16 protein-coding genes are annotated in these 16,676 nt (G+C 64.9%); 2 read left to right on the forward strand and 14 right to left on the reverse strand.

The features are described from left to right. Window positions 1-137: 137 nt before the first annotated feature. Together CAG31_RS01955 and CAG31_RS01960 are read left to right on the forward strand one after the other, a co-directional pair. A complete protein-coding gene (locus CAG31_RS01955) occupies window positions 138-1,718 on the forward strand; it encodes a flagellar hook-length control protein FliK (RefSeq protein WP_085577782.1) in 1,581 nt (526 codons plus the stop codon). Further along, the gene (locus tag CAG31_RS01960) at window positions 1,715-2,044 is read left to right on the forward strand and encodes an EscU/YscU/HrcU family type III secretion system export apparatus switch protein (RefSeq protein ID WP_085577783.1); all 330 of its coding nucleotides are present in this window, start codon (window positions 1,715-1,717) and stop codon (window positions 2,042-2,044) included. Before CAG31_RS01955 ends, CAG31_RS01960 begins: the two co-directional genes overlap by 4 nt. A gap of 94 nt (window positions 2,045-2,138) precedes the next feature. On the opposite strand, the gene CAG31_RS01965 is transcribed toward CAG31_RS01960, so the two are convergent. The 14 genes from CAG31_RS01965 to flhA all read right to left on the reverse strand — a co-directional run bounded on the left by CAG31_RS01965 (window position 2,139) and on the right by flhA (window position 16,673). Then, window positions 2,139-2,531: a DUF2802 domain-containing protein gene (locus CAG31_RS01965; protein WP_085577784.1), complete on the reverse strand. Its 393-nt coding sequence runs from the start codon at window positions 2,529-2,531 to the stop codon at window positions 2,139-2,141. After that, window positions 2,532-3,017 carry a chemotaxis protein CheW gene (locus CAG31_RS01970; protein WP_085577785.1) on the reverse strand — a complete coding sequence of 162 codons (486 nt, stop codon included), beginning with the start codon at window positions 3,015-3,017 and terminating at the stop codon, window positions 2,532-2,534. It abuts the gene before it with no gap. 88 nt (window positions 3,018-3,105) lie between these two features. Continuing rightward, entirely contained in the window at window positions 3,106-4,068 is a 963-nt protein-coding gene (locus CAG31_RS01975) for a CheW domain-containing protein (RefSeq protein ID WP_085577786.1), read from the reverse strand. 105 nt (window positions 4,069-4,173) lie between these two features. Continuing rightward, the gene (locus CAG31_RS01980) at window positions 4,174-4,962 is read right to left on the reverse strand and encodes a ParA family protein (protein WP_085577787.1); all 789 of its coding nucleotides are present in this window, start codon (window positions 4,960-4,962) and stop codon (window positions 4,174-4,176) included. Between the two features lie 43 nt (window positions 4,963-5,005). Beyond that, on the reverse strand, window positions 5,006-5,896 hold the full coding sequence (gene motD / locus CAG31_RS01985; RefSeq protein ID WP_085577788.1) for a flagellar motor protein MotD: 891 nt from the start codon (window positions 5,894-5,896) through the stop codon (window positions 5,006-5,008). A gap of 15 nt (window positions 5,897-5,911) precedes the next feature. Further along, window positions 5,912-6,652: a flagellar motor protein gene (locus CAG31_RS01990; protein WP_085577789.1), complete on the reverse strand. Its 741-nt coding sequence runs from the start codon at window positions 6,650-6,652 to the stop codon at window positions 5,912-5,914. After that, window positions 6,652-7,788: a chemotaxis response regulator protein-glutamate methylesterase gene (locus CAG31_RS01995; RefSeq protein ID WP_085577790.1), complete on the reverse strand. Its 1,137-nt coding sequence runs from the start codon at window positions 7,786-7,788 to the stop codon at window positions 6,652-6,654. Before CAG31_RS01995 ends, CAG31_RS01990 begins: the two co-directional genes overlap by 1 nt. Before the next feature lie 49 nt (window positions 7,789-7,837). Further along, a complete protein-coding gene (locus CAG31_RS02000; protein WP_085577791.1) occupies window positions 7,838-10,126 on the reverse strand; it encodes a chemotaxis protein CheA in 2,289 nt (762 codons plus the stop codon). Between the two features lie 36 nt (window positions 10,127-10,162). Beyond that, entirely contained in the window at window positions 10,163-10,951 is a 789-nt protein-coding gene (locus tag CAG31_RS02005) for a protein phosphatase CheZ (protein ID WP_085577792.1), read from the reverse strand. A gap of 18 nt (window positions 10,952-10,969) precedes the next feature. Continuing rightward, the gene (locus CAG31_RS02010; RefSeq protein WP_085577793.1) at window positions 10,970-11,341 is read right to left on the reverse strand and encodes a chemotaxis response regulator CheY; all 372 of its coding nucleotides are present in this window, start codon (window positions 11,339-11,341) and stop codon (window positions 10,970-10,972) included. 169 nt (window positions 11,342-11,510) lie between these two features. Then, the gene (fliA, locus tag CAG31_RS02015; RefSeq protein ID WP_085577794.1) at window positions 11,511-12,251 is read right to left on the reverse strand and encodes an RNA polymerase sigma factor FliA; all 741 of its coding nucleotides are present in this window, start codon (window positions 12,249-12,251) and stop codon (window positions 11,511-11,513) included. Further along, complete coding sequence (gene fleN, locus CAG31_RS02020) at window positions 12,248-13,078, reverse strand: flagellar synthesis regulator FleN (RefSeq protein ID WP_003222917.1); 831 nt, start codon at window positions 13,076-13,078, stop codon at window positions 12,248-12,250. The genes fliA and fleN overlap by 4 nt, the downstream gene beginning before the upstream one ends. 113 nt (window positions 13,079-13,191) lie before the next feature. After that, window positions 13,192-14,532, reverse strand: coding sequence for a flagellar biosynthesis protein FlhF (gene flhF / locus CAG31_RS02025; protein WP_085577795.1), 1,341 nt, complete (start codon window positions 14,530-14,532; stop codon window positions 13,192-13,194). Window positions 14,533-14,543: 11 nt separating this feature from the next. Further along, window positions 14,544-16,673: a flagellar biosynthesis protein FlhA gene (flhA, locus tag CAG31_RS02030; protein ID WP_085577796.1), complete on the reverse strand. Its 2,130-nt coding sequence runs from the start codon at window positions 16,671-16,673 to the stop codon at window positions 14,544-14,546. Window positions 16,674-16,676 lie beyond the last annotated feature (3 nt).

Consider the following 16,676-nt stretch of genomic DNA (forward strand, 5'->3'; position numbering starts at 1 on the left):
ATAGATGCAATGACGGCCTGATCTAGAGAGCTGCGTCAAACAATTGCAATGTTTTTTGAACGAAGCGAAAGACGGGCGGCATTATACATGCCGTGCCTTACTCCAAAGAGCGCATTTTCCTCAGGTTGTGTCCGCGTATGACAGGCGAAATGAACATTCTCCCGATGCCGCAAACGCCTCCGGCGACGGCCCGGCCCCCGGTGATCAGCGGCGAGCTGCTCAAGCTGCTGACGCCGGTGGACGGGCTGATCGCCGCCGGGCAGAGCGCCCGGGCCGAGGTGCTGTCGCTCAAGCAGGCGGACCAGACCTTTGAGCTGCTGCTCAAGGTGACGCTCGACAGCGGCCGCCAGACCACGGTACAGGCCACCAGCGCCCAGCCGTTTCCCCAAGGCACCAGCCTGGCGGTCATGCAGCCCTCGGCGGGCAACCTGGCCATCACGGTGCAGCAGGCCATCGCCAGCAGCGTCGCCGCCCTCACCCGCATCGACACCGCGCAACTGCCGGTCGGCACACTGCTGCAAGGCAAGGTGCTGACTGCCCAGGCCCTGCCGCAGGCGCCGGGGCAACCGACGGTGTACCGCTCGCTGGTGACGCTGCTGAACACCGCGCTGCGCGGCAGCACCCTGACCCTCGACAGCCCGCAGCCGTTGCGCATCGGCACGCTGCTGTCGGCGCTGGTGCAAGACACGCAAACCCTTAAGTTCCTGCCCCTGAGCAGCCGCCAGGAACAACTGGCGGTGAGCCAACAGCTGGCCAGCCAGCAAAGCCGCCAAGGCTCCCTCGACGGACTGCTCAAGCTGCTGCAGAACCTGCCGCCGGCCACGGACCAGACCTCGGCCGACCTGCGGGCCGCCGTCGGCAAACTGCTCGCCGGCCTGCCCGACGCCCAGCAACTGAGCACCCCTAGGGGCCTGGCCCAGGCATTGGCCAACAGCGGCGCATTCCTTGAAGCCAAATTGCTCACCGGGCAGAACCCGACGCTGGCGCCGGACCTCAAGGGCGATCTGCTCAAGTTGATCGCACAGCTCACGCCGGGCCTGCCGAGCAGCACCAGCTTCAACGCGATCATCGCCGCCAACACCCTGGCGCAGGCGTTGCCGAGCTTCGTGCGCAACGCGCTGGGCACCCTCGGCCAGGTCAGCGCCAAACCCGTGCCGGGCGGCTTCCCGCTGCCCGAACGGTTGCTGCAAAGCCTGGAGGGCGAAGGCGATCTGGAGCAGCTGTTGCGCTTGGCGGCGGCCGCCGTCTCCCGCCTGCAGAGCCATCAGCTGTCGAGCCTGGAACAGACCGGCCTCACCGACGACGGCCGGCTGCTGAGCACCTGGCAACTGGAGATCCCGATGCGCAACCTGCAGGACATCGTGCCGCTGCAGGTCAAGTTCCAGCGCGAAGAAGCGCCCGAGAAGGAACAACCGGAGGAACGCCGGGAGAACGACCGCGAACGCAAGCAACCGCTGTGGCGCGTCGACCTGGCCTTCGACCTGGAACCGCTGGGCCCGCTGCAGGTCCAGGCGCAACTGACCGGCGGCAGCCTGTCGAGCCAGCTGTGGGCCGAACGGCCGTACACTGCCGAACTGATCGAAAGCCAACTGCACGCACTGCGTCAGCGTCTGCTGGATGCCGGGCTCAACGTCGGCGACCTCGACTGCCACCTCGGCACCCCGCCGCAAGGCAGCCAAACCCGCCTCGAACACCGCTGGGTCGACGAAACCGCATGAACGATTCCACTGCTCCACGCCAGGCCATCGCCCTCCAGTACGACGGCAGCCACGCCCCCACCCTCACCGCCAAGGGCGATGACGAACTGGCCGAAGAAATCCTGCGCATCGCCCGCGACTATGAGGTGCCGATCTACGAGAACCCGGAGCTGGTGCGCCTGTTGGCGCGGCTGGAGCTGGGCGACAGCATTCCCCAGGAGCTGTACCTGACGATCGCGGAGATCATTGCGTTTGCCTGGAACCTGAAGGGCAAGTTCCCGCAGGGGTTCGACCCGCAGGCGCCGAGGGTCGAGAAGGACGTCACCGAGCGCGGCGACGATTACTGAGTTTTCAAGGGTGCCTTCACGAACAAGCCCGCTCCTGCGTTGATCGCGGGAGCGGGCTTGTTCGTGAATGACGATGCCTGCCCGAGTGCAGGCATCAGCTTCTGTGCAGCTTGCTCATCAGCTCCGCCTCGGCCTGGGTCAGGCCGCAGGACTGGGTGAGTTCATCGACGCTGGCACCCATGCCGACCAGTTTCGCCGCCTGGGCGAACGACAGGCTGGACGGGTCGCGCTGCTCCAGCTGAGAGATCTTGTCCGGCAAGGGACTGACCACCGCGCGCAGCTCGTGCAGGTCTTCGCCCATGCGCACGTTGCCGTTCTGGTAATCGTCGACACGCTTGGCCAGCTCCTTGATGCGCTGGTCACGCAGCGCATCGCCCTGGGCCTGCTGCGCAGCGATCAGCCGCTGCGCCTTGATGTACGCCAGAAACATCGCCAGCGTGCCCGCCCAGAACAGGAACAGGACAATGACCGCCACCTCGAGAATCAATCAGATGTTCTCCAGTTCCGACCATTCTTCTTCGGTCATCATCTTGTCCAGCTCGACCAGGATGAGCAACTCGTTGTTCTTGTTGCACACGCCCTGGATGAACTTGGCCGACTCTTCGTTGCCGACGTTCGGCGCGGTCTCGATCTCCGACTGGCGCAGGTAAACCACTTCAGCCACGCTGTCGACCAGGATGCCGACGACTTGCTTGTCGGCTTCGATGATGACGATACGAGTGTTGTCGCTGACTTCGCCGCTCATCAGGCCGAAGCGCTGACGGGTGTCGATCACGGTCACCACGTTGCCGCGCAGGTTGATGATGCCCAGCACGTAGCTCGGCGCGCCCGGCACCGGAGCGATTTCGGTGTAGCGCAGGACTTCCTGGACGCGCATCACGTTGATGCCGTAGGTCTCGTTGTCGAGCTTGAAGGTCACCCATTGCAGGATCGGATCTTCGGAACCCTTTGCATTCGTCGCCTGATTACTCATACCTGACCCCTCAAATTACCGCCTCTGGCGGTGTGTGTTCGGTTGGCGGCATTTCAATAACGCCGTCGCATGCTTGTTATGTCGGCAGCTACGCCGGTTTGTGTAGTGGCTTGCTGCCGCTCATGTGTTTTGCCCCGCCACTGGCGATCAACTCAGCCAGCGCGGAAACGTCCAGCAGTGCACACATGTGCTCAATCACCGTGCCGGCGAGCCATGGCCGCTGACCTCGATGACTTCTCCATTTGATTTCATTCGGGTCCAGACGCAGCGAGCGGCTGACCTGATGCACCGCCAGGCCCCATTCGTAGCCCTGGACCGAAATCACGTATTGCAGACCCTGGCGGAAATCGTCGCGGTAGCGGTCAGGCATGACCCAGCGCGCGGTGTCGAGCACCTTCAGGTTCCCGGACTGGCTCGGCAGGATGCCGAGGAACCATTCCGGCTGACCGAACAGCGGCGTCAGGTCGTGGCCGGCCAGCGAATAGATCGAGCCCAGGCATACCAGCGGCACCGCCAGCGTCAGGCCCGCGACGTCGAACAACAGGCACTCGAAGGCTTCGGACGCCCAGGCCGGACGGCCGTCGGTGTCGGTCGGCGGCGGTGTGTTGCTCGGCGGCAGATGCACTTCGACCAATGGCGCGACAAGCGTCGGCTCGGCAGGCGTCGCCACCGCTGCCGGCGCAGGTGCCGGCTCGGGCTCGGGCTCTGCGGGCAGGGTCGCCGGCTGCAAGAGGCGTGTCTGCAACAGCGGCGCCAGGGTCGAGAGCGGCGCGCGCGGCTGCGGCTCCTCCAGCAGCGCGACCGGCGGCTTGCTCACCGCGGCGGCTTTCGGGGCGGCCGCGGGCGCCGAAACGCTGGCGGCCTTCTCGGCGTCACGCGCCTGCTCTTCGAGCACGGCGGCCTGGAACTCATCGAGGGCGGCGTTTTCCGGCGCCGGCGGCACCGCTTCGGCCGGCGCCTCAAGCGCCTCGGGAACGTCCTGCAGCAGGCCGTCCAGATAGGACTGCAGCGCCTGCTGCGGGCGTGTGGTGAGCTTGATCGGGCGGTTCATCGACGGACATCGCCCGACTGGAGCACCGCGTCGCCTGCTGTGCGGGCGAGCCCGGCTCCACAGGTGAGGTGCGAATCGAAAAGAGACGGACGGGTCAGGGTCATGTCACGCCACCTGCGCAACGGACTGCTGCGCCAGCAAGTGCTTGAGCAGCGCGCGGTAGGCCAGCACGCCGCGGCTCTTGCCGTCGAACTGCGAAGGCGTGACGCCGGCGCGGCTGGCGTCGCGCAGGCGGGTGTCGACCGGGATGTAGCCCTGCCAGATCTCTTCGGGGAATTTGTCGCGCAGGATGCGCAAGGTGCCCATCGACGCCTGGGTGCGGCGGTCGAACAGGGTCGGCACGATGCTGAACGGCAGCGCCTGCTTGCGCGAGCGGTTGACCATCGCCAGGGTATTGACCATGCGCTCCAGGCCCTTGACCGCCAGGTGTTCGGTCTGCACCGGGATCACCAGTTGCTGACTGGCGGCCAGGGCGTTGACCATCAGCACGCCGAGCAGCGGCGGGCTGTCGATGATGGCGTAGTCGAAGTCCTGCCACAGCTGCGCCAGACTCTTGGCGATCACCAGGCCCAGGCCGCTCTGCCCCGGCGACTGGCGCTCCAGGGTGGCCAGCGCGGTGCTGGACGGCAATAGGGAAATGCGCTCGTCGCTGGTGGACAGCAGCAGTTGGCCCGGCAGGCCTTCCGGCACGCCGCCCTTGTGCAGGAACAGGTCGTAGTTGCTGTGCTCCAGGCTGTCGGGATCGTAACCGAAATAGCTGGTCATCGAGCCGTGGGGGTCGAGATCGACCACGACCACGCGCTTGCCCGCCTCGGCCAGCAACCCGGCTAAAGCGATGGAGGAAGTGGTTTTACCGACACCACCCTTTTGATTGGCGACTGCCCAGACTCTCATTCGGATCGTTCCACCCGGCCGGGATGCCCGGCCGAGACATAGCTCAGCGTATTAATGCGGGTGACGGAGAATTGACGGCACTCTCGCGTCCCGACGTCTTGGCCGGGTTCGGTGCAGTTTGTGTGCCAGCCCGCTTCAGTGCCGCGTCCGGCGTCGCATGGGCGGTGCCGGTGCCGGTCAGGCTGCGGCGCACATCCAGGTTGCGCGACACCACCAGCACCACGCGGCGGTTCTTCGCCCGGCCTTCGGCGGTGGCGTTGTTGGCCACCGGCTGGAATTCGCCGTAGCCCACCGACGCCATCCGGCCGGGGTTCACGCCCTGCATCGCGAGCATGCGCACGATGCTGGCCGAACGCGCCGAGGACAGCTCCCAGTTGGTCGGGTACTGGGCGGTGCGGATCGGCTGGTCGTCGGTGAAGCCTTCGACGTGGATCGGGTTGTCGAACGGTTTGAGGATCGCCGCGACCTTGTCGATGATGTTGAACGCCACATCGCTCGGCATCGCGTCGCCGCTGCCGAACAGCAGGCTGGAGTTGAGCTCGATCTCGACCCACAGCTCGTTGCCGCGCACGGTCATCTGGTTGGAGGCGATCAGGTCGCCGAACGCGGCGCTGATGTCATCGGCGATGCTTTTCAGAGGGTCGCTGGCACCGGCGATGCCGGCGTCGACCTGCTCCGAATCCTTGACCAGCGGCTTGGCCGGGGTCACGGTCTTGGGGCGTTCCTCACCGATGGGGATGGGCTTGAGCGCGCGGTCGGCGTCGGTGAAGACCCCGATCAGCGCCTCGGAAATGATCTTGTACTTGCCTTCGTTGATCGAAGAGATCGAGTACATGACCACGAAGAACGCGAACAGCAAGGTGATGAAGTCCGCGTAGGACACCAGCCAGCGTTCGTGGTTGACGTGTTCTTCATGCTGCCGGCGACGAGCCATAGTCCATTACCCCCATCAATCCATGAAGCCCTGAAGCTTCAGCTCGATAGAGCGAGGGTTTTCACCTTCGGCGATCGACAGGATCCCTTCCAACAACATTTCGCGATAACGCGACTGCCGCAACGCGATTGACTTCAGCTTGGCGGCGATCGGCAGCAGCACCAGGTTGGCGCTCGCCACACCATAGATGGTGGCGACGAACGCCACGGCGATGCCGTTGCCCAGCTGCGACGGATCGGCCAGGTTGCCCATCACGTGGATCAGGCCCATCACCGCACCGATGATGCCGATGGTCGGCGCGTAGCCGCCCATGCTTTCGAACACCTTGGCCGCCTCGACGTCGCGGGCTTCCTGGGTGAAGAAGTCCACCTCCAGGATGCTGCGGATCGCTTCCGGCTCAGCGCCGTCGACCAGCAGTTGCAGGCCCTTGCGCGAATAGGCGTCGGGTTCGGCGTCGGCCACGCCTTCCAGCCCCAGCAGGCCTTCCTTGCGTGCGGTGAGGCTCCAGTTGACGACGCGGTCGATGCCGCCGGCCAGGTCGACCCGCGGCGGGAAGAAGATCCACGCCAGGATCTGCATGGCGCGCTTGAAGGCGCTCATCGGCGACTGCAGCAGCGCGGCGCCGATGGTGCCGCCCAGCACGATCAGCGCCGCCGGCCCGTTGGCCAGCGCGCCGAGGTGGCCGCCCTCAAGGAAGTTGCCGCCGATGATGGCGACAAACGCCATGATGATCCCGATAAGGCTTAGAACATCCATCAGATACACGCCTCGACGATGTGCTTGCCGATGTCGTCCAGACCGTACACCGCGTCGGCCAGGTCAGCCTTGACGATGGCCATCGGCATGCCGTAGATCACGCAGCTGGCTTCGTCCTGGGCCCAGACGGTGCTGCCGCCCTGCTTGAGCAGGCGCGCACCTTCACGGCCGTCGGCGCCCATGCCGGTCAGCACGACCGCCAGAACTTTGTCGCTGTAGGACTTGGCGGCTGAACCGAACGTGATGTCCACGCACGGCTTGTAGTTCAGGCGCTCGTCGCCCGGCAGGATCTTCACCGCGCCGCGGCCGTCGATCATCATCTGCTTGCCGCCCGGGGCCAGCAGCGCCAGGCCGGGACGCAGGATGTCGCCGTCCTCGGCTTCCTTGACGCTGATGCGGCACAGTTTGTCCAGACGCTCGGCGAAGGCCTTGGTGAACGCCGCCGGCATGTGCTGGATCAGCACGATCGGCGCCGGGAAGTTGGCCGGCAGCTGGGTGAGCACCCGCTGCAGGGCCACCGGGCCGCCGGTGGAGGTGCCGATGGCGACCAGTTTGTAGGCCTTGCGTTTCGGTGCCGGCGACGAAGCGCTGGCCGCCGGTGCGCGTGCAGGCGCAGGAGCAGGCGCCGGACGGGCCGGTGCGCTGGTACTGTGGCCGCTGAAGCTTGACGCCGCCGGAGCAGGCGCAGGCGTCGGCGCTGCGGCCGGCGCCGGCGCGCTGTAGGCGCTGAAACGCCGGTTGCTGCGCGAGATGCTGTGCACCTTCTCGCACAGCAGTTGCTTGACCTTCTCCGGGTTGCGGGAGATGTCTTCGAAATTCTTCGGCAGGAAATCCACCGCGCCGGCATCCAGCGCGTCCAGGGTCACCCGGGCGCCTTCATGGGTCAGCGAGGAGAACATCAGCACCGGGGTCGGGCAGCGCTGCATGATGTGCCGCACGGCCGTGATGCCGTCCATCATCGGCATCTCGTAGTCCATGGTGATCACATCGGGCTTGAGGGCCTGAGCTTGCTCGATCGCCTCTTTACCGTTGGTCGCCGTACCGACGACCTGGATGGTCGGATCCGCCGAAAGAATTTCCGAGACGCGGCGGCGGAAAAAACCCGAATCGTCCACCACCAGGACTTTGACTGCCATAAACACTCCATTAGGTGCAGCGAGGCGCTGGCGCCCCGCTGCCCCGGATTCAAATACGCCGTGCGGCGTAACGCTTGAGCATGCTCGGAACATCGAGAATCAGCGCGATGCGGCCGTCACCGGTGATGGTGGCGCCGGACATGCCCGGAGTCCCTTGAAGCATCTTGCCCAACGGCTTGATGACCACTTCTTCCTGGCCGACCAGTTGATCGACGACGAAGCCGATCCGCTGGGTGCCCACCGAAAGGATCACCACATGGCCTTCGCGCGGCTCTTCGTGAGCCGCGGAGCTGACCAGCCAGCGCTTGAGGTAGAACAGCGGCAGCGCCTTGTCCCGCACGATCACCACTTCCTGGCCGTCCACCACGTTGGTGGTCGACAGGTCGAGGTGGAAGATTTCGTTGACGTTCACCAGCGGGAACGCGAACGCCTGGTTGCCGAGCATCACCATCAGGGTCGGCATGATCGCCAGGGTCAGCGGCACCTTGATGACGATCTTCGAGCCCTGGCCCTTGGTCGAGTAGATGTTGATCGAACCGTTGAGCTGGGAAATCTTGGTCTTCACCACGTCCATGCCCACGCCGCGGCCGGACACGTCGGAGATCTCGGTCTTGGTCGAGAAGCCCGGGGCGAAGATCAGGTTGTAGCACTCGGTGTCGCTCAGGCGGTCCGCCGCATCCTTGTCCATCACGCCGCGTTTCACGGCAATGGAACGCAGGACGTTCGGGTCCATGCCCTTACCGTCGTCGGAGATCGACAGCAGGATGTGGTCGCCTTCCTGCTCGGCCGCCAGGATCACCTTGCCGCCGCGGGGCTTGCCCGACTCTTCGCGCTCTTCCGGCGACTCGATGCCGTGGTCGACCGCGTTGCGCACCAAGTGCACCAGCGGGTCGGCCAGCGCCTCGACGAGGTTCTTGTCCAGGTCGGTCTCTTCGCCGACCAGCTCCAGGTTGATCTCTTTCTTGAGCTGGCGCGCCAGGTCGCGGACCAGGCGCGGGAAGCGGCCGAACACTTTCTTGATCGGCTGCATCCGGGTCTTCATCACGGCGGTCTGCAGGTCCGCGGTGACCACGTCGAGGTTCGACACGGCCTTGGACATGGCTTCGTCGCCGCTGTTGAGGCCCAGGCGCACCAGACGGTTACGCACCAGCACCAGCTCGCCGACCATGTTCATGATCTCGTCGAGGCGCGCGGTGTCGACCCGCACGGTGGTCTCGGCTTCGCTCGTCGGTTTTTCCGGCGGCGGAGCGGCCGGGGCACGGGCCGGCGCAGGCGCGGCGGCAGCAGCCGGCTTCGGCGTTTCGGCCTTGGCCTCAGGCGCCTTGGCGGCCGGTTTCGGTGCCGCTGCCGGGGCCGGGGCCTTGGCAGCCGGCGCGGCAACCGCAGCCGCGCTGCCCGCCGTCACCGGCGCACCGGTGTTGACGTCGGTGAACTTGCCTTTGCCGTGCAGCTCGTCGAGCAGCGACTCGAACTCGTGGTCGCTGATCAGGTCGCTGCCGGCGGCAGCGGCGGCCGGGGCCGCAGCAGCCGGGGCCGGAGCCGACGCGATCGCCGATTCCAGCGCTTCGACGGCGAAGTTGCCCTTGCCGTGCAACTGGTCGAGCAAGGCTTCGAATTCGTCGTCGGTGATGTCCGAGCTGTCGCCCGCCGCCGGGGCCGCCGCAGCGGGGGCCGCCGGGGTGACCGCGTCCGGCGCGAACTGGCCTTTGCCGTGCAACTGGTCGAGCAGCGACTCGAACTCGGCGTCGGTGATTTCGTCGCTGGCCGCCTCGTCGCCCGCAGGCGCAGGCGCGGCGGCAGCCGCCGGGGCCTCGGCTTCGGCCTTGACGGCGCTCAGCGAGTCCAGCAGTTGTTCGAATTCGTTGTCGGTGATGTCGCCCGAACTGTCTTCGACGACCAGTTCTTCGATCATCTCGGCCACCGGCGATGCCGGCGCCTCATCGGCCGACTGCGGCTCGGCCAGGCGGGCCAGGGCCGCCAGCAGTTCCGGGGTGGCGGCGGTGATCGGGCTGCGGTCGCGGACTTCGCCGAACATGCTGTTCACCGAATCCAGCGCCTCAAGCACCACGTCCATCAGTTCCGCATCAACGCGACGCTCACCCTTGCGCAGGATGTCGAACACGTTTTCGGCGATGTGGCAGCACTCCACCAGCTCGTTGAGCTGAAGGAAGCCGGCGCCCCCTTTTACAGTGTGGAAACCGCGAAAAATTGCGTTGAGCAGATCTGCGTCGTCCGGCCGGCTTTCCAGCTCGACCAGTTGTTCGGACAGTTGCTCAAGAATCTCGCCGGCCTCAACCAGGAAATCCTGAAGGATCTCTTCATCGGCGCCGAAGCTCATTAAGGGGTGCTCCTAGGTCTAAAAACCCAAAAAAACTCAAAATCCAAGGCTGGATAACAAATCGTCCACATCGTCCTGACCGGACACAACGTCTTCTCGTTTATCGGCATGAATCTGCGGACCTTCACCCTGCGAGAGATGTTTTTGTGGATCTTTTTCGGCAAGCATCGCCGCACGGTCATGTTCGATGCCCGCAAAGCGGTCCACCTGACTGGCCATGAGCACGAGCTTGAGCAGATTGCTTTCGACTTCGGTGACCAGTTGGGTCACGCGCTTGATCACCTGACCGGTCAGATCCTGGTAGTCCTGGGCCAGCAGGATGTCGTTCAGGTTGCCCGACACCGCCCGGCTGTCCGCGCTGCTGCGCGCCAGAAAACCGTCGACCCGGCGGGCCAGTTCGCGGAACTCTTCGGCCCCGACCTCGCGACGCATGAACCGGCCCCAGTCGGCGCTCAGCGCCTGGGCTTCGTCGGCCAACGCGTTGACCACCGGCGTTGCGCTCTCCACCAGATCCATGGTGCGGTTGGCGGCGCTCTCGGTCAGCTTGACCACATAACCGAGACGCTCGGTCGCATCGGTGATCTGCGACACCTCTTCGGCCTGGGGCATGTGCGGATCGATATGGAAATTGACGATCGCACTGTGCAGCTCGCGTGTGAGCTTGCCCACTTCCTGGTACAGGCCGCGATCACGGGTCTGATTGAGCTCATGGATCAGTTGCACGGCCTCGCCGAACTTGCCCTTTTCAAGGCTGTCGACCAACTCGACCGCGTGTTTTTTCAGCGTCGACTCGAAGTCGCCCTGTGAAGACTCTTTATGCTCCATAGCTCCCCCGCGCGTTCATCAGCCGATGCGTTCGAAAATCTTCTCGATCTTTTCTTTCAGCGCCTGGGCCGTGAATGGTTTGACCACGTAGCCGTTGACGCCGGCCTGGGCCGCTTCGATGATCTGCTCACGCTTGGCTTCCGCCGTCACCATCAGGACCGGCAGGTGCTTGAGGCGCTCGTCGGCGCGCACCTTGCGCAGCAAGTCGATGCCGGTCATGCCGGGCATGTTCCAGTCGGTGACCAGAAAATCGAAGTGCCCGCTTTCCAGCATCGGCAACGCGGTGTTGCCGTCGTCGGCCTCGGCGGTGTTGGTGAACCCCAGGTCACGCAGCAGGTTCTTGATGATCCGCCGCATCGTTGAGAAATCGTCAACGATGAGGATTTTCATGTCTTTGTTCAATTCGACCTCCAAGCAGTCTTAAACGCGCCCGGCAACGGGACGCGCCATTTCATTCAATCCGGCAAGGCACTCTCGATGACTGTCTGGAGCACAACGGATCGAGACCGGTGCCGCTCACCACCGCACCAGCCTCGTTCGCAGTGTCCCCACACTGCCTTCAGCGCGCTCGCCACTCCCCCAAACGCCCCCGCAAACGGGCCGCGCACTGGCTGTGCAACTGGCTGACCCGCGATTCGCTGACGCCAAGGACCTCACCGATTTCCTTGAGGTTCAGTTCCTCGTCGTAGTACAGCGCCAACACCAGTCGCTCGCGCTCCGGCAAATTGGCAATCGCGTCCGCCAGCGCTGCCTGGAAGCGTTCGTCTTCCAGATCGCGCGACGGCTCAAGATGAGCACTGGCGCCATCCTCATGCAGCCCTTCGTGTTCGCCGTCCTGCAGCAGGTCGTCGAAACTGAACAGCCGGCTGCCCAGGGTGTCGTTCAAAATCCCGTAGTAATCGTCGAGACTCAATTGGAGTTCGGCCGCAACCTCGTGATCTTTAGCGTCACGGCCGGTTTTAGCTTCAATCGCGCGAATCGCGTCGCTGACCATGCGGGTATTGCGGTGAACCGAGCGCGGTGCCCAGTCCCCTTTGCGCACTTCATCAAGCATCGCGCCGCGGATCCGGATGCCCGCGTAGGTCTCGAAACTGGCGCCCTTGCTGGCGTCGTATTTGTTCGAGACTTCGAGCAGGCCGATCATCCCGGCCTGGATCAGGTCTTCGACCTGCACGCTGGCCGGCAGCCGCGCCAGCAAGTGGTAGGCGATGCGCTTGACCAGCGGCGCATAACGCTCGATCAGTTCGTACTGCGCATCACGCGCCGACTTCTTGTACAGGTTCATACCGCTGGCGGTCATAGCACAGGCCCTGCCGTTTGCTGCACGAGGCGCTCGACGAAAAACTCGAGGTGACCGCGCGGGTTGGCGGGCAGCGGCCAGGTGTCGACCTTTTGAGCGATCGCCTTGAAGGCCAGGGCGCACTTGGAACGCGGAAAGGCTTCATAGACCGCACGCTGCTTCTGCACCGCCTTGCGCACGCTTTCGTCGTAAGGCACCGCGCCGACGTATTGTAGGGCGACGTCCAGGAAGCGATCCGTGACCTTGGTCAACTTGGCGAACAGGTTGCGCCCTTCCTGCGGGCTCTGGGCCATGTTCGCCAGCACGCGGAAGCGGTTCATGCCGTAATCGCGATTGAGCAGCTTGATCAGCGCGTAGGCGTCGGTGATGGAGGTCGGCTCGTCGCAGACCACCAGCAGCACTTCCTGGGCGGCGCGCACGAAACTGACCACCGAGTCACCGATACCCGCAGCGGTGTCGATCACCAGCACGTCGAGGTTGTCGCCGATGTCGCTGAACGCCTGGATCAGGCCGGCATGCTGGGCCGGGCTCAGGTGCACCATGCTCTGGGTGCCCGAGGCGGCCGGCACGATGCGGATCCCGCCCGGGCCCTGCAGCAGCACGTCGCGCAGCTCGCAGCGGCCTTCGATCACGTCGGCCAGGGTGCGTTTGGGTGTGAGGCCCAGCAGAACGTCGACGTTCGCCAGACCCAGGTCGGCGTCCAGCAGCATGACCCGACGGCCAAGCTCTGCCAGCGCCAGGGACAAGTTCACTGACACGTTAGTCTTGCCGACGCCACCTTTGCCGCCGGTCACCGCGATCACCTGTACGGGATGCATGCTGCCCATGTTATTTCTTTACCTTGTCTTGCATAGACGGAGGCCACATTACTGGCTGCGCGTTCACAACCGGAACAATGCGTGGCAGGCCATCGATGTAGGTACAAAAACTGTTCATTACCTCAGCCGACCTGCTTGGTCGGGCTGTGGTAGATATCAGCGAACATGTCAGCCATGGCTTCTTCGCTGGGTTCTTCCTGCATTTGCACGCTGACGGCGCGGCTGACCAGTTGGTGACGGCGCGGCAGATGCAGGTCATCCGGGATCCGCGGGCCGTCGGTCAGGTAGGCGACCGGCAGTTCGTGGCTGATCGCCAGGCTCAGCACTTCGCCGAGACTGGCCGTCTCATCCAGTTTAGTCAGGATGCAACCGGCGAGCCCGCAACGCTTGTAACTGTGATAAGCGGCGGTCAGCACCTGTTTCTGGCTGGTGGTGGCCAGAACCAGATAGTTCTTGGAGCGGATGCCGCGGCCGGCCAGGCTTTCCAGCTGCATACGCAGCGCCGGATCGCTGGCCTGAAGGCCGGCGGTGTCGATCAGCACCACGCGCTTGCGCAGCAGCGGATCCAGCGCCTGCACCAGGGACTGGCCCGGATCGACGTGGGTCACCGACACATTGAGGATCCGGCCCAGGGTCTTGAGCTGTTCCTGGGCGCCGATGCGGAAACTGTCCATGCTCACCAGCGCGATGTTCTGCGCGCCGTACTTGAGCACGTAACGCGCCGCGAGCTTGGCCAGGGTGGTGGTCTTGCCCATGCCGGCCGGGCCGACCATGGCGATCACCCCGCCCTCTTCCAGCGGCTCGACCTCCGGCACGCCGATCATCCGGGCCAGGTGCGCCAGCAGCATGCGCCATGCCTGACGCGGCTCCTCGACGTCGCTGATCATCGCCAGCAGGTCGCGCGACAGCGGGCCCGACAGGCCGATGCGCTGCAGTCGGCGGTACAGGTTGGCCTGGGCTGGACGGTTGCCCTGCAACTGGTTCCACGCCAGGGTGCCGAGCTGGACTTCCATCAGCTCGCGCAGGCTGTTGAGCTCCGAACGCATCGAGTCGAGGGCGCGCGGATCGACACCGGCCGGGGCCGGCGCAGGCGCCGGTGCGGGACGGGCCGGCGCGGCGTAGGTCGGTTCCGACAGCGGTTCGGCGGCGGTCAGCGGCAGGCCCGCGGTCAACGGCAGCCCGGCGAACAGCTGGCGGTTGGTGTTGCCGTCGGCTTCGCCGCGCAGGCTCAGCTCGGCCTGGGCGGTGACGATGCGCGACTGGGTCTTGCGCAGCTCGTCTTCGAGCTCCATGTTCGGCACGCGCGGGGCCAGCGCCGACAGTTTGTAATCCAGCGCCGCAGTCAGCTCGACACCGCCGGCGATGCGGCGGTTGCCGATGATGGCGGCATCAGCGCCCAGCTCATCACGAACCAGCTTCATGGCCTGACGCATATCGGCGGCGAAAAAACGCTTAACTTGCATAAACCACTACCTCAGCCGTTGGGCCCTACTGTCGCAACGATGGTCACTTGCTTGTTGTCCGGAATTTCCTGGTAGGCCAGCACATGCAGTCCGGGAACTGCCAGGCGACCGAAGCGCGAGAGCATCGCGCGAACCGGGCCTGCCACCAGCAGGATCACCGGTTGGCCTTGCATTTCCTGACGCTGGGCCGCTTCGATCAGCGAGCGCTGCAGCTTCTCGGCCATGCTCGGCTCCAGCAGAACGCCCTCTTCCGAGCCTTGTCCTGCCTTTTGCAGACTATTGAGCAAAATTTGTTCCAACCTTGGTTCCAAGGTGATCACAGGCAGCTCGGACTCAGTGCCTACAATGCTTTGGACGATGGCGCGGGATACGCCGACCCGCACGGCCGCCACCAGCGCGGCGGTATCTTGACTCTTGGCGGCGTTGTTGGCGATCGCTTCGGCGATGCTGCGGATGTCGCGCACCGGCACGTGTTCGGCCAGCAGCGCCTGCAGCACCTTGAGCAACTGCGACAGGGTGACGACCCCCGGCACCAGCTCTTCGGCCAGTTTCGGCGAGCTCTTGGCCAGCAGGGTCATCAGTTGCTGCACTTCCTCGTGGCCGATCAGCTCGCTGGAGTGCTTGTACAGAATCTGGTTCAGGTGGGTCGCCACCACGGTGCTGGCGTCGACCACGGTGTAGCCGAGCGATTGCGCCTGGGCGCGCTGGCTGACTTCGATCCACACCGCCTCAAGGCCGAAAGCCGGATCTTTGGCGGTGATACCGTTGAGCGAGCCGTAGACCTGGCCCGGGTTGATCGCCAGTTCGCGCTCCGGGTAGATCTCCGCCTCGGCGAGGATCACGCCCATCAGGGTCAGGCGGTAGGCGCTCGGCGCCAGGTCGAGGTTGTCGCGGATGTGCACGGTGGGCATCAGGAAGCCCAGGTCCTGGGAAAGCTTCTTGCGCACGCCCTTGATCCGCGCCAGCAGTTGCCCGCCCTGGTTGCGGTCCACCAGCGGGATCAGGCGGTAGCCGACTTCCAGGCCGATCATGTCGATCGGCGTCACGTCGTCCCAGCCCAGTTCCTTGGTCTCCATGGCGCGGGCCGGCGACGGCAGCAGCTCCTGCTGACGCTTGACCTCTTCCAGCGCCTGCACCTTGGCCACGTTCTGCTTCTTCCAGAACAGGTAGGCGCCGCCGGCCGCCAGGGCCGCCATGGTCAGGAAGGAGAAGTGCGGCATGCCCGGCACCAGGCCCATGATGGCCATCAGGCCGGCCGCGACGGCCAGCGCCTTGGGCGAGGCGAACATCTGGCGGTTGATCTGCTTGCCCATGTCTTCGGAGCCCGAGGCACGGGTCACCATGATCGCAGCGGCGGTGGACAGCAGCAGTGATGGCAATTGCGCCACCAAACCGTCACCGATGGTCAGCAGGGCGTACACCTTGCCGGCGTCAGCGAAGGTCATGTTGTGCTGGAAGATGCCGACGGCCATGCCGCCGATCAGGTTGATGAACAGGATCAGCAGGCCGGCGATGGCGTCGCCGCGCACGAACTTGCTGGCACCGTCCATCGAACCGTAGAACTCCGCCTCCTGGGCCACTTCCGCCCGGCGGGCCTTGGCCTGGGTCTGGTCGATCAGGCCGGCGTTGAGGTCGGCGTCGATCGCCATCTGCTTGCCGGGCATCGCATCGAGGGTGAAACGCGCGCTCACCTCGGAGATCCGCCCGGCACCCTTGGTCACCACGACGAAGTTGATGATCATCAAGATGGCGAACACCACGATGCCGACCACGTAGTTGCCGCCGATCACCACCTCGCCGAAGGCCTGGATCACCTTGCCGGCGGCGGCATGGCCGTCCTGGCCGTGGAGCATCACCACCCGCGTCGACGCCACGTTCAGCGCCAGGCGCAGCAGCGTCGCCACCAGCAGGATCGTCGGGAACACGGCGAAATCCAGCGGCCGCAAGGCGTACACGCACACCAGCAGCACGACGATGGACAGGGCGATGTTGAAGGTGAAGAACACGTCCAGCAGGAACGGCGGCACCGGCAACATCATCATCGCCAACATGACCAGCAGCAACAGCGGCACACCCAGATTGCCCCGGCTGAGCTCCGACAGGTTGCTGCGGGCACTGTTGATTAACTGAGAGCGATCCACCGG

Source organism: Pseudomonas sp. R25(2017), from assembly GCF_002112565.1.
In the GTDB taxonomy this organism is placed as follows: Bacteria; Pseudomonadota; Gammaproteobacteria; order Pseudomonadales; family Pseudomonadaceae; genus Aquipseudomonas; species Aquipseudomonas ekonensis.

What these genes read in the sequence shown, in the direction of transcription:
- CAG31_RS01980 (WP_085577787.1), bottom strand. Translation starts at nt 4,962, where the DNA reads ATGAGAGTCTGGGCAGTCGCCAATCAAAAGGGTGGTGTCGGTAAAACC.
- CAG31_RS02000 (WP_085577791.1), bottom strand. Translation starts at nt 10,126, where the DNA reads ATGAGCTTCGGCGCCGATGAAGAGATCCTTCAGGATTTCCTGGTTGAG.
- CAG31_RS02005 (WP_085577792.1), bottom strand. Translation starts at nt 10,951, where the DNA reads ATGGAGCATAAAGAGTCTTCACAGGGCGACTTCGAGTCGACGCTGAAA.
- motD (WP_085577788.1), bottom strand. Translation starts at nt 5,896, where the DNA reads ATGGCTCGTCGCCGGCAGCATGAAGAACACGTCAACCACGAACGCTGG.
- CAG31_RS01995 (WP_085577790.1), bottom strand. Translation starts at nt 7,788, where the DNA reads ATGGCAGTCAAAGTCCTGGTGGTGGACGATTCGGGTTTTTTCCGCCGC.
- fleN (WP_003222917.1), bottom strand. Translation starts at nt 13,078, where the DNA reads ATGGGCAGCATGCATCCCGTACAGGTGATCGCGGTGACCGGCGGCAAA.
- flhF (WP_085577795.1), bottom strand. Translation starts at nt 14,532, where the DNA reads ATGCAAGTTAAGCGTTTTTTCGCCGCCGATATGCGTCAGGCCATGAAG.
- fliA (WP_085577794.1), bottom strand. Translation starts at nt 12,251, where the DNA reads ATGACCGCCAGCGGTATGAACCTGTACAAGAAGTCGGCGCGTGATGCG.
- CAG31_RS01990 (WP_085577789.1), bottom strand. Translation starts at nt 6,652, where the DNA reads ATGGATGTTCTAAGCCTTATCGGGATCATCATGGCGTTTGTCGCCATC.
- CAG31_RS01955 (WP_085577782.1), top strand. Translation starts at nt 138, where the DNA reads ATGACAGGCGAAATGAACATTCTCCCGATGCCGCAAACGCCTCCGGCG.
- CAG31_RS01960 (WP_085577783.1), top strand. Translation starts at nt 1,715, where the DNA reads ATGAACGATTCCACTGCTCCACGCCAGGCCATCGCCCTCCAGTACGAC.
- CAG31_RS01970 (WP_085577785.1), bottom strand. Translation starts at nt 3,017, where the DNA reads ATGAGTAATCAGGCGACGAATGCAAAGGGTTCCGAAGATCCGATCCTG.
- CAG31_RS02010 (WP_085577793.1), bottom strand. Translation starts at nt 11,341, where the DNA reads ATGAAAATCCTCATCGTTGACGATTTCTCAACGATGCGGCGGATCATC.
- CAG31_RS01975 (WP_085577786.1), bottom strand. Translation starts at nt 4,068, where the DNA reads ATGAACCGCCCGATCAAGCTCACCACACGCCCGCAGCAGGCGCTGCAG.